Origin of the sequence: Aeromicrobium chenweiae, from assembly GCF_003065605.1 — a bacterium.
Lineage (GTDB): Bacteria > Actinomycetota > Actinomycetes > Propionibacteriales > Nocardioidaceae > Aeromicrobium > Aeromicrobium chenweiae.
Window position 1 is genome coordinate 2879305 of sequence record NZ_CP026952.1, and the last position, 15013, is coordinate 2894317.

The 15013-nt window shown below is 71.5% G+C and carries 11 protein-coding genes; 4 read left to right on the top strand and 7 right to left on the bottom strand.

The genetic code is table 11. From position 1 onward, the window contains the following. Positions 1 to 50: 50 nt before the first annotated feature. The 5 genes from C3E78_RS13960 to C3E78_RS13980 form a co-directional block, all read right to left on the bottom strand. The gene (locus C3E78_RS13960) at positions 51 to 431 is read right to left on the bottom strand and encodes a phage holin family protein (protein ID WP_108579378.1); all 381 of its coding nucleotides are present in this window, start codon (positions 429 to 431) and stop codon (positions 51 to 53) included. 55 nt (positions 432 to 486) lie between these two features. After that, complete coding sequence (locus C3E78_RS13965; RefSeq protein WP_108579380.1) at positions 487 to 2115, bottom strand: N-acetylmuramoyl-L-alanine amidase; 1629 nt, start codon at positions 2113 to 2115, stop codon at positions 487 to 489. Between the two features lie 47 nt (positions 2116 to 2162). After that, entirely contained in the window at positions 2163 to 5063 is a 2901-nt protein-coding gene (locus C3E78_RS13970) for a SpoIID/LytB domain-containing protein (RefSeq protein WP_135804815.1), read from the bottom strand. A gap of 150 nt (positions 5064 to 5213) precedes the next feature. Then, the gene (locus C3E78_RS13975; RefSeq protein WP_108579384.1) at positions 5214 to 6584 is read right to left on the bottom strand and encodes an NAD(P)H-quinone dehydrogenase; all 1371 of its coding nucleotides are present in this window, start codon (positions 6582 to 6584) and stop codon (positions 5214 to 5216) included. A 51-nt stretch (positions 6585 to 6635) separates the two neighbouring features. Then, positions 6636 to 7322 (bottom strand): biliverdin-producing heme oxygenase, encoded by a 687-nt coding sequence (locus C3E78_RS13980; protein ID WP_108579386.1) that lies wholly within the window; start codon positions 7320 to 7322, stop codon positions 6636 to 6638. A gap of 21 nt (positions 7323 to 7343) precedes the next feature. Here C3E78_RS13980 and C3E78_RS13985 point away from each other — a divergent pair, with 21 nt between their 5' ends. From C3E78_RS13985 to C3E78_RS14000, 4 genes are read left to right on the top strand one after another with little or no spacing between them, the layout of a single operon-like run. Further along, complete coding sequence (locus C3E78_RS13985; RefSeq protein ID WP_108579388.1) at positions 7344 to 8132, top strand: purine-nucleoside phosphorylase; 789 nt, start codon at positions 7344 to 7346, stop codon at positions 8130 to 8132. Continuing rightward, a complete protein-coding gene (locus C3E78_RS13990; protein ID WP_108579390.1) occupies positions 8132 to 8914 on the top strand; it encodes an NAD-dependent epimerase/dehydratase family protein in 783 nt (260 codons plus the stop codon). The genes C3E78_RS13985 and C3E78_RS13990 overlap by 1 nt, the downstream gene beginning before the upstream one ends. Before the next feature lie 10 nt (positions 8915 to 8924). Then, the gene (locus tag C3E78_RS13995) at positions 8925 to 10544 is read left to right on the top strand and encodes a phospho-sugar mutase (protein ID WP_108579392.1); all 1620 of its coding nucleotides are present in this window, start codon (positions 8925 to 8927) and stop codon (positions 10542 to 10544) included. A 50-nt stretch (positions 10545 to 10594) separates the two neighbouring features. After that, positions 10595 to 11131 (top strand): hypothetical protein, encoded by a 537-nt coding sequence (locus C3E78_RS14000; RefSeq protein ID WP_108579394.1) that lies wholly within the window; start codon positions 10595 to 10597, stop codon positions 11129 to 11131. Here C3E78_RS14000 and C3E78_RS14005 read toward each other — a convergent pair whose 3' ends face one another. Together C3E78_RS14005 and C3E78_RS14010 are read right to left on the bottom strand one after the other, a co-directional pair. Continuing rightward, positions 11132 to 11587 carry an anthrone oxygenase family protein gene (locus C3E78_RS14005; protein ID WP_108579396.1) on the bottom strand — a complete coding sequence of 152 codons (456 nt, stop codon included), beginning with the start codon at positions 11585 to 11587 and terminating at the stop codon, positions 11132 to 11134. A gap of 46 nt (positions 11588 to 11633) precedes the next feature. Next, positions 11634 to 14993, bottom strand: coding sequence for an ExeM/NucH family extracellular endonuclease (locus C3E78_RS14010; RefSeq protein ID WP_108579398.1), 3360 nt, complete (start codon positions 14991 to 14993; stop codon positions 11634 to 11636). Between the last annotated feature and the right edge of the window lie 20 nt (positions 14994 to 15013).

Genomic DNA, 15013 nt, shown 5'->3' on the forward strand with positions numbered 1-15013 from the left:
CCTGCACCGTTCCACCGCGTGGAAACCGTGCAGGGGCCCGCACATCTGGGTTAGCGGCGGGCCCGGGGTGGCGGCTGGACGCTGTCGACCTCGCCGTACGCGATGCCCGCAGCCCACACGATGAGGGTGACGCCGAGCCAGGTGCCCCAGCCGTGGATCGAGAACCCGGACCCCGGCACGACGACCTCGGTCAGCAGCAGGCCCAGGAACGTCAGCACGAGCCCACCGAGGATCGTGTAGCCGCGGGCGAACCGGTTGACGGTGCTGATCACCACGCCGCGCAGCACCACCGTCAACGCCGTGAACAGGACCACGGCCACGACGAACCAGCCGAAGTGGACGTCGAAGTGGTCGAAGACCCATGCGGCGATGGCCAGCGATGCGGTGTTGGCGACGGCCGAGATCGCGATGGACTTGAGGACGTCGGGCATGGTCCCGAGTATCCCAGATCCGGCTCGTCCGTTCCGCCACCGACCACCACGACGATCAGGTGCGTGACACGGTCACCGAGCCGCCCGCCTCCCGCGTGATGTGTCCGTGCGCGAACCAGGCGCGGTAGCGGTTGCCCGAGATCCGGGCCATGCGTCGGGTGGGCGCCCCGAGGGCACCCTTCTCCCGGCCGAGGGCGCGGTACCTGGCGTCGACCGGTCCCCACACGGCGTAGCCACGCGTCGACGTCCGCCTGACCTGGTAGATCGTGCCGTGCGCGAAACGCTGCAGCCTCACCCTCGAGCGGCTGGTGGCGCGTTCCCTGCCCCGGGGCACGCCCAGCACGCCGGACTGCTCGCCGACGGCGGCGTACTCCCGCCGGAACCTGCCGGCGACCGAGAACGTGCCCGACCGCGACGAGTAGAGATCGAGCCGGCGCAGCCGCGCCTTGCGTCCACTCGCACCGGACGAGAACGGGTACTCGCCGACCTTGACCGGACCGGTCACCGACCGGGTCAGCTTCGTGGCGCGCGTCTTGATGGCCGACCGGTAGTCCGCGACGTACGCCGCCACCCGGTCGCGCAGGCCGCCCCGGGCGCCGAGCCACGTGTACGCGGCCTGACCGGGGCACGCGGTGCTGACCACGTTGCGGTGGCCCGCGATGCGCTGGAGGCGGTGCGACCCGACGCGGTACCGGCCCGTCGCGGAGTGGAACGTCGTGCCGAGGCGCCAGCCGACGAGCCGGACCATCGCGGCCTGGGCCGCCGCCGTCGGGCGCGAGGACGAGAACGTGCCCATCATCGAGACGCCCATCGTGTACGTGTTGACCCCCTTGTCGCCCGCGTGGGCGCCGCGCACCGCCTTGTCGATGCCACCGCTGCGTCCCTCGAAGATCCGGCCGTACCTGTCGACCAGGAAGTTGTAGCCGATGTCGCACCAGTCGCGCGCCTTCATGTGGTACGCCTGCACGGCCCGGACGATGGACGCGGACTGGGACGCGCTGTAGCTGTTGGTCCCGGCCGTGTGGTGCACGACGACGCCGCGGGTCTCGTTGCCGCGACGGGGCGAGTCGCAGCCGCTGCTCCTGCGCGCACCCCACGTCGACCGCCGGACGATGGCCGGCCTCGCGGTGTACGACGGTGAGCCGTCCGCCACCTGCGTGACCGCACCGGCCGAGGTGTCGTGGAGGGCCGTGCCGGCGTTCGCAGACTCCGCCGGGGACGTCCCGGGGTCGATCGTCGAGACCGAGAGACCCGCCGGTCGTTGGCCGGTCGGGCTGCTGACCCGGACCGCCACGCCGTCCGCATCCCCCGCCCAGAGGGGCTCGGTGCCGTCGCGGCCACCCTCGCCGCCGTCGCTGTCGACGTGCAGCTCCTCCCACGTGCCCCAGGCACCGTCCGCGCGCAGCCGCACCTGCACCGACAGACCCGCGTCGTCGAAGCCACGACGCCAGGTCACGCCGACCAGGTTGAAGTCGTCAGTGCGGCGCCTCGGGAGCTCCGCCACGACGTCCGCGGCGGCCTCCTGAGGGGCTGCCGGCACCGCGGCGGTTCCCACGTCGACCGGCTCGACCTGCTGGACGTCAGCAGTCCGCAGGTCGCCGGGGCGCGTCCCGTCGGCCTGGGCGACGTACGTCGTCGACCCGACCAGCACCAGCCCCGCGATGGCTCCCGTGATGAGGCGCATCGTCCGACGATAACCCGCATCGGCCCGGAAAGCCCGGGTCGCGGGGGCTAGAAGCGGAACCAGTTCGACTTGAGCCCGAACGCCCAGCGCGCGTCGTCGCCGGAGATCGTGACCGTCTTCGACGAGCCGACCAGGTTGATCGACGTGACCCGGCCGCCCCAGTCACCGGCGCCGGAGCGCTTGGTGATCTTGAGCTGCTTGAGCTTGCCGATCGCCGGGTAGGCCTTCTGGATCGTCGAGGCCGACACCGTCGTGCTCCACGCGTGGTTGGCGTTGCCCGACCAGTTGTCGTACGGGTCGACGACTGCCTTGAGGTAGGGCTGGGAGCCCTTCGACGTGTAGCCGCCCGACGAGGACGAGAACTGGGTCAGCGCCGGGGTGCCGTTGTAGGTGAGGATCTTGTTGGTGGTCCCGCGGACCGCCGCGTCGGTCGTCGCCGTCTCCCGCGACGCGCCTCCGTACACCTGGCACGCGGTGGTGCTGCAGATGTCGTAGTAGCGCTTGGGGGCCAGGCTGCGGACCCCGTAGGTACGGGCGGCGACGGCCTGCGCCTTGAGCGCCTCAGGCTTCCAGCCGGCCGGCATCTCGGCCGCGATGACGCCGCGGACGTAGTGGTCGATCGGCAGGACGTTGACCGTGTCGCGCTTGGTCGAGCCCTTCGCGGGGAGCGCCGAGCGGATCGCGCCGCGGTACTTCACGGTCGAGCCGTTGGGCATGATGAGGCGGATCCGCGACGGGCCCTCGAACTGGCCGTCACCGGTCCAGCGGATGGACTTGTACGCCTTGAAGGTGCCGGTGGTCTTGTACTGCAGCGCCGACTGGGTCTTGCGGTTCGAGACCTTGGTGATGCGCCACTTCTTGACCTTGGCGCCCTTGATCTTGGTCGGCAGCTTGGCCTTGTAGCCGCTCGTGATCTTGCGGAAGACCAGTCCCGAGGCGCCGACGATGTCGACCGGGTCGGTGGTGTCCTGCGAGATCAGCACGCGGATGTTGCCGCCCTTGGTCGCGAGCTTGGTGCCGGGGTAGTACGTCGACAGGATCGCGGGGTACTTGACGCCCTTGCGGGCAGCGCCCTCGGCGCCGTACTGGCTCATGCCGATCCCGTGGCCGTACCCGTGGCCCTTCACCGTGACCTTGCCCGAGCTCGGGACCGTGGCCGTGGTGCCCACGGACGCCCCGGCGAGGTCGAAGGCGAGGTCTGCGGACCAGGCACCGACGACGGAGCCCTTGGCCGCGCGGACCCTGAGGAAGTAGCCCGTGCCACTGCTCGGCTTCATGTCCGACAGCAGCGTCGTGGTCACTGCCCCGACGCGGACCGAGCGCGTGCAGGAGCCGGCGCCCTTGGACGTGGCGAGGCAGACGTCGTACGCGGTGGCGCCGCTGACGGCCGCCCACCGCACGCGGGTCGAGTGCGTGCCGGCGGTCACCGTCACGCCCGACACCGTGGCCGGCTTCGGCACGGCCTGGAGCTGCACCGTCTTGGGCGTGCCCTGCCACGCGGTGAGCGGGTTCCCCGAGGCGTCCAGCGCCCGGACCCACGCGTACTGCACGGAGCCGCCGGCCAGACCGGTGAGCTTCGCCGAGGGGGACGTGACGGAGACGCAGCCGGCACCGCACGTGGCGGGCACGGTGGCGGTGGTCGAGGTGCGCACCTCGTACGTCTTGGCGCCCGAGACCGCGCGCCACGCCAGGGTGAACCCGGTCGAGGTGACGGCCGACGTCGTGCGGCCGGCGATCTGGGTGGTGACGGTGCCGGTCGACAGACGCTTCTCCACGCTGTCGCGCAGGCCGCCGGACGCCGACAACCAGGCGTACGCCGCATTGCCCGGGCACTCGGTGCCCACGACGTTGCGGTGGCCCGCGATCCGGTTGAGCGTCTTGCCGCCGAGCGAGTACGTGCCCTTGGCCTTGAGCTTGAAGGAGGCGAAGCGCCACGACACCAGGTCGACGACGGCTGCCTTCATCGCGGCGGACGGGGCGGTCGTGCTGAACGTGCCCATCAGGGAGACGCCCATGGTCTCCTGGTTCACCATGTCGTTGCCCGAGTGGGCGGCGCGGACGGGCTTGGTCGTGCCGCCGGCGCGTCCCTCGAAGATCTGGCCGTACTTGTCGACCAGGAAGTTGTAGCCGATGTCGCACCAGCTGCGGGCCTTGACGTGGTACGCCTGCGTGGCCTTCACGATGGCCTTGGACTCGCCCTTGGTGTACGTGTTGTTGCCTGCGGTGTGGTGGATGACGGCACCGCGCGTGGTCTTGCCGTAGACGGGGCTGTCGCACGTGCCGGAGCCGGTGGCGCCCCACGACGACCGCGAGACGATCCCCGGCTTGGCGACCGTGGCGGTCTCGGTCACGTCGATGACCGGGGACACCGAGGCGTCCTCGTCCGACGTGTCGGCCTCGGGGTCGATCGTGCTGAGCGAGAGGCCCTGCGGCTTCGCGTCCGGGGTCGACGCGACACGCACCTGCGCACCGTCGGCGGCGCCCACCCACTGGGGCTCGGTGCCGGGCCGGCCGCCCTCCTCGGGCGCCGGGTCGGTGTGCAGCTCGGTCCAGGCGGACCAGGTGCCGTTGCTGCGCCAGCGCGCCTCGATCCGCGTGCGGGACTCGTCCAGACCGCTCTCCCACGTCACGCCGAGCATCGAGAACGGAGCGACGTCGGTGTCCTTCAGCTCCGCGACGAGCGTCGTGGCGCCCTCGGCCTCGTGACCGTGGTCGTCGTCCTGGGCCTGGGGTGCCGGCACGCGTTGCGCGGGGGCACGCGACGGGATGTCCCGCTGAGCCACCTGGGCCGGGCGGACGGGTGCGGGCGGGGCCGACACGGCGCCGGGCGCGCCGCCGGTCACCTGGGTGCCGTCGGCGTGCGCCGCGACGGGCATGAGCATGCCGCAGGTGACCGCGGCAACAGCGATGAGGCAGGGCGTGCGACGAGCCGAGCGCCAGGGAAGCATGGGGGAAGTCCGTTCCTGTGGCAGATGTGACGGGTGTGACAGATGGGGTCGAGCACTGATTATGCTCATAATTTTTCGTGAAATGCGACCGAAAAACCGCAGAACGACGAACTACATGACTGTCATTCCTGCAATCGCAGGGGGGCGGTGTCAGATGAGTGGGTGGAGCCGGCGGGCCGCCTCGGCGACCGAGCCGGACATCGACGGGTAGACCGTGAACGCGTCGGCCACCTGGTCCACCGTCAGGGAGGCCGAGACCGCGATCGACAGTGCGTGGATGAGCTCGCTGGCCCGCGGACCGACGACCACGCCACCGACCACGACGCCCATCCCGCGGCGCGAGAAGATCTTGACGAAGCCGTCGTGGACCCCCTGCATCTTGGCACGTGCGTTGCTCGCGAGCGGGAGCATGGCCGTGTCGATCTGGAAGTCGCTCTCCTCGACCTGCTTCTGCGACATCCCGACGGTGGCGATCTCCGGTGAGGTGAAGACGTTGCTCGAGACCTTCGCGAGGTCGAGGGGATGGACCGCGTCGCCGAGCAGGTGGGACATCGCGATGCGTCCCTGCTGGGCAGCGACCGAGGCGAGCATCAGCACGCCGGTGCAGTCCCCCGCGGCGTAGACGCCGCGGACATTGGTGCGGGAGACCCGGTCGACCTTGATGAAGCCGCCGCCGTCCAGCACCACGCCGAGCTCCTCGAGCCCCAGCCCCTGCGTGTTGGGGATCGAGCCGAGGGCCAGGAGGCAGTGCGAGCCGGAGACCGTCCGGCCGTCGGTGAGGGTGACGAGCACCCCCTTGTCCGTGCGCTCGACCGATGCCATGCGCGAGTTGCCCATGACCGTCATGCCCCGGCGGGTGAAGACGTCCTCGATGACGTTGGAGGCGTCGGCGTCCTCACCGGGCAGCACGCGGTCACGGCTCGAGACGAGGGTGACCGCGGCGCCGAGACCGTTGTAGGCGCTGGCGAACTCCGCACCCGTGACGCCCGAGCCGACCACGATCATGTGCTCGGGGAGCTCCTGCAGTCCGTACACCTGCTCCCACGTGAGGATGCGCTCGCCGTCGGGCTGCGCGTCGGGGCTGATGCGGGGATGCGCACCGGTGGCGACGAGGATCGCGTCGGTCTCGATCCGCTGCCTGCCCTCGGCCGTCTCCACGATCACCGAGCCCGCGCTCTCGATCGTCGCGGTGCCGGCGATCATCGTCACGTCGCTCGCCGCGAGCCGCTCGGCGATGTCGTCCGACTGCGCCTTCGCGAGGCTCAGCACGCGCGCGTCCACCACCGCCAGATCGGCCCGGACCGACGACGGCACCTTCACGCCCAGCTCGGCCGAGCTGCTCACGTCGGTCAGCAGGTCGGACGTGGCGATCAGCGTCTTGCTCGGCACGCAGTCGGTCAGGACCGTCGACCCGCCGATGCCGTCGCGCTCGATGAGCGTCACCTCGGCACCGAGTCTCGTGGCGACCAGCGCCGCCTCGTATCCACCAGGTCCGCCGCCGACGATCGTCACATGAGCCACGCGGTCATTGTCGCGCACGGTGACGGGCTGGGGCCAATCGCGGCCGGCGGGCTACCGCCCGTACTGGTCGAGGTACGTCGTCATCTCCGCGAAGATGCCGCCGTTCAGCCCGAAGACGGCCTTGACCTCGGCGAGGATGCGCTCGCGTTCGTCGGCTCCGAGCGGCAGGGCGTCCAGGCGCGCCCGGTACGCGTCCTTGTAGAGCTTGGGCTTGGGCACCGCGTCGAACGAGTAGAACGCGACGCCGGCCCCGTCCAGGTCGAACTCGCGGGTGATGATGCGGCCGATGGCCTGACCACCGGACAGGTCGCCCAGGTAGCGCGTGTAGTGGTGCGCGATGAACAGGCCGCCCCACGACGTGGACTGCTGGATGCGCGCGACGTACGCGTCGGTGGCCGGGCTGGCGACGACCGTGGCACCCCAGTGCTCGATGTCCGCGTCGAGGGCGGCGAGCCGCTCGATCGCGGGGTCAATGACCGCCGACGCCAACGGATCGTCGCGCAGCTCGCGCGCGGCGTCCTCCAGCGCCTCGTAGACCCGGCGCAGCAGGCCGAGGAAGTGGGCGTAGCCGGCCGCGTTGATCCGTCCGGCCAACAGTTCGGACATGAAGCTCGAGCCCTCGGCGGCCGTGTGCTCGGCCTGCGAGCCGGTGCGCAGCAACGCCGAGAGGGCGGGGGCCGGGTTCTCGGCGGTCACGGTCGTGTCGCGCTCGAGCGAGCCGCCGAGGATCTTGGGCATTGTCGTAATGTACGGCAGGTGATGACCACCGAACTCGCCCGCCAGGCCGCCGACGCATTGCGCGAACGTACGGGTGGAGGTGACCACGACATCGCCCTGGTGATGGGCTCGGGCTGGCTCCCCGCAGCCGACGCGCTCGGCGCCCCCGACCACGAGGTGCCCCTGGCCGAGCTGCCCGGGTTCAGCGCTCCCGCGGTCGCCGGTCACGGTGGCACGGTGCGCTCGGTGACGGTCGGCGACAAGCGCCTGCTGATCTTCCTCGGCCGCACCCACTTCTACGAGGGCAAGGGCGTCGCGGCCGTCGTCCACGGCGTCCGCACGGCGGCCGAGGCCGGCGTCAAGACGCTCGTGCTGACCAACGGGTGCGGCGGGCTCAACCCGGCCTGGTCCCCCGGCACGCCCGTGCTGATCAGCGACCACATCAACATGACGGCGACGTCGCCGCTCGAGGGCGCGAACTTCGTCGACCTCACCGATCTGTACTCCTCACGGCTGCGCGCGCTCTGCAAGGAGGCCGATCCCAGCCTCGACGAGGGCGTGTACGTGCAGCTGCCCGGCCCGCACTACGAGACGCCCGCGGAGATCGGCATGGTGCGCGCGATCGGCGGCGACCTGGTCGGCATGTCGACCGCGCTCGAGGCCATCGCCGCCCGCGCCGCGGGGCTCGAGATCCTCGGCATCTCCCTGGTCACCAACGCCGCCGCCGGCATGACCGGTGAGCCGCTCAACCACGAGGAGGTGCTCGCGGCCGGCAAGTCCGCCGCGACCCGCATGGGCCAGCTCCTCGGCGACGTGCTGCCGAGGATCTGATGAAGGTCCTCGTCACGGGCGCGGCCGGCTCGATCGGCCGCACGCTCGTGCGGGGGCTTCCCGCCGCCGGCCACGAGCTGCGCGGCCTCGACCTGGTCGCCGCCGACACGGACGGCTGCGCGCTGGGCTGGGTCACCGGCGACTGCCTCGACCCGGCGGTCGCGTCGGAGGCCGTCCGGGGCGTCGACGCCGTGGTCCACCTGGCCGGCAACCCCGACGAGGACAGCCTCCCCGCCAGCCTGGAGTCCCACGTGCACGCGACCGCGCGCCTGCTGGACGCGATGGTGGAGCACGGGGTGGGACGGATCGTCTACGCCAGCAGCAACCACGCGGTCGGTCAGACGCCGCGCAGCGAGCTGCTGACCACCCACGTGCCGCCCCGCCCCGACACGTTCTACGGGGTCGCGAAGGTGGCCGCCGAGGCGCTGCTGAGCCTCTACGCCGACCGGCACGGCATCGCCGCGACCGCGCTGCGCATCGGCACGTTCGAGGAGCGCCCGAGCACCGTGCGCGCCCTCTCGACCTGGCTGTCGCCCGACGACGCCGTCCGGCTGGCCGACGCAGCGGCACGCCGGACGTCCGGCGGTCTCGAGGTCGTGTACGGCGTGTCGGCCAACACCCGCGGCTGGTGGGACCTGCGTCCCGGCCGTGCTTTGGGGTACGACCCACAGGACGACGCCGAGACGTACGCCGACCTGGTGGCCCCCCGACCCGAGGACGACGACGATGCAGCCCACGTCGGCGGCCCCTTCGTCACCGATCCGCCCCGACCTGCTTTCTGAAGGGAATCCCATGACCGACGACCTCGTCGCCCGCGCCCAGGACTGGCTGTCCCAGGACCCCGACCCCGCGACCCGCGCCGAGCTGCAGGAGCTGCTCGACGCCGGTGACACCGCAGGCCTGGAGGACCGGTTCTCCGAGCGCCTGCAGTTCGGCACCGCGGGACTCCGCGGCGCCCTCGGAGCCGGACCGAACCGGATGAACCGCGTCATCGTCGCGCAGGCCGCCGCCGGCCTGGCGGCATACCTGCTCGAGCACGGTTCCTCCCCCTCGGTGGTGGTCGGCTACGACGCGCGCCACAACTCCGACGTGTTCGCCCGTGACACCGCCGAGATCATGGAGGGCGCGGGCGTGCACGCGTTCCTGCTGCCCACGCACCTGCCGACCCCGGTCCTCGCCTTCGCGATCCGTCACCTCGGCTGCAGCGCCGGCGTCATGGTCACCGCCTCGCACAACCCGCCGCAGGACAACGGCTACAAGGTCTACCTCGAGGACTCCAGCCAGATCGTCCCGCCCGCGGACGCCGACATCTCCGCGGCCATCGACGCGGTGGGCCGCGTGGACGAGATGCCGCGCAGCGACGCGTACGAGACCCTCGGCCCCGAGGTTGCCGAGGCGTACGTCGAGGCCGTCGTCGCCCTGCCGCAGGACGGTCCGCGTGACGTGGTGGCCGTCTACACCCCGATGCACGGCGTCGGTCGCGACACCTTGGTCGAGGCCGTGGACCGCGCCGGCTTCCCGCCGCTGCACGTCGTGGCCGAGCAGGCCGAGCCCGACCCGGACTTCCCGACCGTCGCGTTCCCCAACCCCGAGGAGCCCGGGGCGATGGACCTGGCGCTGAAGCTCGCGTCGAACGTCGGTGCGGACATCATCGTGGCCAACGACCCGGACGCCGACCGCTGCGCCGTCGGCGTGCGGGACGGCGAGTCGTACCGGATGCTGAGCGGCGACCAGGTCGGCGCGCTGCTCGCGGAGTTCCTGCTGCAGCGTGGCGTCACGGGCACGTACGCCGCCTCGATCGTCTCCTCCGACCTGCTCGGGCGGCAGGCCGCGGCGTACGACCAGCCCTGGGAGCAGACGCTCACCGGGTTCAAGTGGATCGGGAAGATCCCGACCCTCGCCTTCGGCTTCGAGGAGGCGCTCGGCTACAGCGTCGCCCCCCACATCGCCCGCGACAAGGACGGCGTGTCGGCGATCGTCACGGTCCTCGAGATGGCGGCCCGGCTGAAGAGCGAGGGCCGGACCCTCATCGACCAGCTCGACGACATCTACCGCCAGCACGGCCTCCACGCCACCTCGCAGCTCTCGGTGCGGGTCGACGACCTGACGATCATCTCGCGCGCGATGGAGGTGCTGCGCACCTCGCCGCCCACGTCCCTCGGCGGGCTGGACGTCACGTCCGTCGACGACCTCGCCGACGGCTACCACGGGCTTCCGTCGACCGACGGCATCCGGCTCGGCCTCGACGGCGGCGCCCGCATCATCTGCCGTCCGTCCGGCACCGAGCCGAAGCTCAAGTGCTACATCGAGGTCGTCATCCCCGTGACCGACTCCATCGACGAGGCCCGGGACGTGGCAGACACGCAGATCGCCGGCATCAAGACCGACCTCGCGGAGGCACTGGGGATCTGACCCCTCGCGGCGGCGGACCGGTGGCCCGTCCCGCGCCTACGCTGTCCCCCATGAGCACAGCCCCCGCCCCCGCGCGGCGTCCCAGTGCCCGTCGCTACGTCCTCGCGGGGGTCCTGGCGGCCGTCGCGCTCGTGATCGCGACGGTGGTCGCGGTCGTCATCGGACGGGCCCTCGGTGGCTACGACATCGCTCCCCTGCCCGCGGGCGCTCCCGCGACCGTCACGGTGGGTGAGCGCGGCGAGGCGATCTGGGTCTCGCCGCAGGAGGCCACCGGCACGTGCACCTCGACGGACGTCGAGACCGGCGCCTCCTCGATCTGGAACGGGACCGCGTCGAGCATGACGACCACCGATCACGGACGCACGTGGTCCCGGGTCGGCATCGTCCGGGGCGAGCCCGGCTCACGGCACACCGTGACCTGCACCGGAAGCAGCGCTGCCGACGTCTTCGGGCACGCCGCCAACCCCCGTGTGGCCCGCTACGTCACGATCGGCGTCGTCGGCGGCGGCACGGCGGGCGTGCTCGGTCTCGCCGGGTTCGTGCTGGCCCTCGTCACCGCGATCCAGCGCAGCCGTCGACCGGCCTGATCACTGGGCCAGGACGGCTCGCACGAGGCACACGAAGCCGGCGGTCGTCAGCACCGAGCGCACGTGGTTCCACCTGACCCACGTCGCCTCGAACTGCCGGCGCAGCACCGAGGCGTCCGCCGTGCCGGCCGCCAACGCGTCGTTGCGCGGCACGTTGACCGCCGCGGTCACGACGAACGCACCGAGGGCGTAGAGCAGGGCACCCGCGACCGTCCACCACCGCGCGTCGCTGTCCCATCCTGCGACCACCGCCGCCACCGCGGCGGCCGTCGGCCCGACCAGCACGACCCCGAAGACCGGGTTGAGGATCGCGACGTTGACGGCCCGCATCGCCTGGACGAAGACGGCGTCGTCGGTCCGTCGCAGGCCGGGCATGACCGCGTACGAGAACGCCGCGAACAGCCCGGCCGACAGGCCCGTCAGCACCACGGCCACGGTCAGGAGCGTCTCGGCCATGCCGCCATTGAACCCCACGCCGCGCCGAAAGGACCCGGGCCCCGCCCTACTTCTTCCGCACCTTCACCGTGAAGCTGGTCGAGGACGCCTTCGCGACCCCGTTGCCGGAGAACGTCGCGGTCACCTTCTTGGCCGGGCCCGACGAGCTGAACGTGCCGATCCGGATGCGCACCGCACCCTTCCTGACCGTCCCGGTGTAGCTCTTGCCGCTCGCCCGCACGGTCACCGTGCCGCCGTCGACCGTGAACCCCTTGCCGGTGACCGACAGCTCGACGAACGGCTTGGTGCGGTTCTTGACGATCCTGCTCGGGGTGACCGCGGTCCTCCTGATCGTCGTGGCCGCCTTGGCCACCGTGATCGTCACGGTGGCGGAGCCGGGGTCGAAGTCGTCGTTCCCGGCGTAGAAGACCGTCAACTGCGTCCTGCCGACCGGCAGCGTGCTCGACAGCGCGACCCTCGCCGTCCCGTCAGCGAGCGTGCCGAGACCCACGAGGTCGTCGCCGGCTGCGACGTACACGAAGCCGGACGAGCCCTTCTCGCCCGTCACCGTGAGCGTCGCGCTCGTGCCGTAGGTCGCCGCCCCGACCGTCGCGCTCAGGCCGCTGGTGGCCCGCAGGACCTGCGTCGTCACGGTCGCGCTCGAGGCCGCGTGCTCCGCGTCCCCGCCGTACGAGACGGTGAGCGAGTGCGTGCCGATCGACAGGCCGGGGACGACGACGTCAGCCTCGCCGTTCGTGAGGGTGCCGGTGGCGATCGGGTCGCCGTCCTCGCTGACGGTCACGGTCCCCGTGGCGCGGGTCGTGCCCCCGCCGACCGTCACGGCGACCGTGAGGTCCTTGCCGGCTCGGATCGATGCTGGTGCCGTCGCCGTGGTGGTGGAACCGGCCGCGTCCGGGGTCGCGGTGAAGCCGACGAGCTCCGGATCGTGGTCGCTCGCCCGGTACGGGTCGGCCGTGTAGAGATCGGTCGCGTTGTAGTTGTGGCGGCTGTACTCACGGGCCAGCGCCTCGTACGCGTTGATGTTCCAGATGTCCGCGCCCGTGACCCGCTCGTACGCCGCGGCGGAGGCGAAGACGTGGTCGAGCGAGCCGACCATCCCGTCGAACTGGTAGGTCTCCTTGTTCGTCCTCTTCGCCGGGACGTTGGTGTAGCCGGCCTCCTCGATGATGCGGACCGGGTCCTCCTTGTTGTACGCGTTGAAGTCGCCGGTCAGGAAGACCTTGTCGGTGCCGGCCGACGTGCCGAAGCGATCGGCGAAGGCGACGAGAGCCGTGGCCTGCAGCACGCGCGAGTGGTTCGAGGCGCCCTGGCCGTCGCCCTGGTCGCTGTCCTGTCCGCTGCCCGAGCCCTTGGACTTGAAGTGGTTGACGATGACCGCGAACGTCGAGGCGGCGGAGCCGCCGGTGGGCCTGAACGCCTGCGCCAGCGGCTGGCGGGCGTTGGCGAACGCCGGGTCGTCCAGGATCGACGACGCTCCCACGGTCGAGACGACCTCGAGCTGGTAGATGAACGCCGTGCGGATGACGTCCTCGCTCGCCGGCAGGGTCGACGGGGACGGGACGAACGCCCAGCGCTTCTCGCCGGCAGCGGCGTTCAGGGCGTCGACCAGGGTGCTCAGCGCCTCGTCCCGGTCGGCCGCGGGGTCGACCGACCTCGAGTTCTCGATCTCCTCGAGCGACACGACGTCGGCGTCGAGGGTGTTGATCGCCGTGACGATCTTGGTCTGCTGGCGCGCGAGGTCGTCATCCTCGGCCGCGCCGCGCGGACCGTTGTTGGTGCACGTGTTGGCGGTGACCGGGTTGCCGGCCCGGTCCTTGTACGTCGTGCAGGTCCCGAGGCCGGCCTTCTCGAAGTCGGCCGCCGTCGTGGAGAAGTAGTTCAGGACGTTGAAGGTACCGATCCGGACGTCCCCACCGACCGCGGCGGGTGCCGCGGTGCGGGTCGCGCTGAACGTGACGGGCTCCTTGCCGGTCGAGGTCAGGTGCTGGGTGGGCTGCAGCTTCCAGACGTTGTTGCGCCAGTCCAGGACGACCGGGTCGACGAACGTGACGGCCGCACCGACGCGCACCTCGTTGTCGGGTCGCAGCCAGGGCATCGCGATGCCCTGGTTGGCTGCGGACAGGAAGTTGATCGACGCGCCGTCGTCGAGGTTGACGAGCCGCTGCTGGTTCTCCGCCAGCAGCGCCTTCGCCGGATCGCCGGGGGCGACGACGTTGGTGGGCGTCTGCAGCGGCTGCGTGCCGTCGGCGAGCCCGATCTCGCCGTACTGGTTGGTCGCGTAGTTGTCGGTGACCGTCATGACGGACTGCGGCAGCAGCAGCATCCCCTCCAGCGACTCGCGCTGCTTCTCAGACAGGGGGAAGGACACCGTCGCCGGCGCGACCGGTTCGTGCGCCTCGGACAGCCTGCTGAAGCCCCCGGCGGTCGTCGTGAGCTCGGTCAGGCCGTTGAACTCCGAGACGGGGCCGGTGACCTCGACCAGGTCGCCCTTCTCGACGCCGGCGGCGAAGGCCGAGCCGTGCACGAACACGCCGTCGGACGCCGTGTGGCCGGCCAGGTCGATCGCGCCGCCGGTGCCGGGCGTCTGGATGTACGCGCCGTTGAACCCGCCGGTCGCGTAGACCGCGGTGACGACCCCCCGGGTGGTGACCGTCGTGCCCACCAGCGGGCTCGCCGCGCCAGCCCCCTGGATCTCGCTGATCGTCGCGTCCACGGGATCGGCCGGCGGGTCGACAGGGCCGCCGCCGGAGTCCCCGGGACCGTCGCACGCGGCGCCGCACGCGGTGGGGCTCGGCGCACCGGTCGCGAAGTCGGCCGCGTTGTCGTCCGAGTCCTGGCCGGCGACCTTGCGGTTGATCGAGGACGTGAGACCACCCGTGACGGCTCGCGCGGTGCCTTCGAAGAGGTTCGCGGTCGTCCCGTAGCCGACCAGGTCGACCAGGTTGGCATCGGTCAGCGAGGTCGTGAGGGTGGCGGTCGACCGGGACAGGGCGACGACGCCGCTGCCCCCGGCGCTGTTGAGGCCGGTCTCGGGGGTGACGTCGGCGGGCACCGCGGCGCCGGGGCTCGTCGCCGCGTTGTTGCTCGCTCCCCGGACCACCAGGGTGCCGCCCGGCTCGAGGTGCTTGTCGCCCAGCTCGGTCTTGCCGGTGAAGGCGGCGCCGGTCGCGGACTTGTACTGCAACGACCAGCCGTTGACGCTGATGTCGTGGTCGGTCGGGTTGTGGAGCTCGAAGAAGCGGTTGGCGTACGAGGCGCCCGTGCTGCCGCCGTTGTTGTAGATCTCGTTGATGACGAGGGTGTCGCCGGCCGGTGCCGCCGTGGCGGAAGCCACGGGGACCGCGACGAGTGAGGCAACCGAGACGGCCGCTGCGGCCGCCCATCGCGTGACGATCGATGTCAACATGTGCTTCCCCGAGTTCTGGA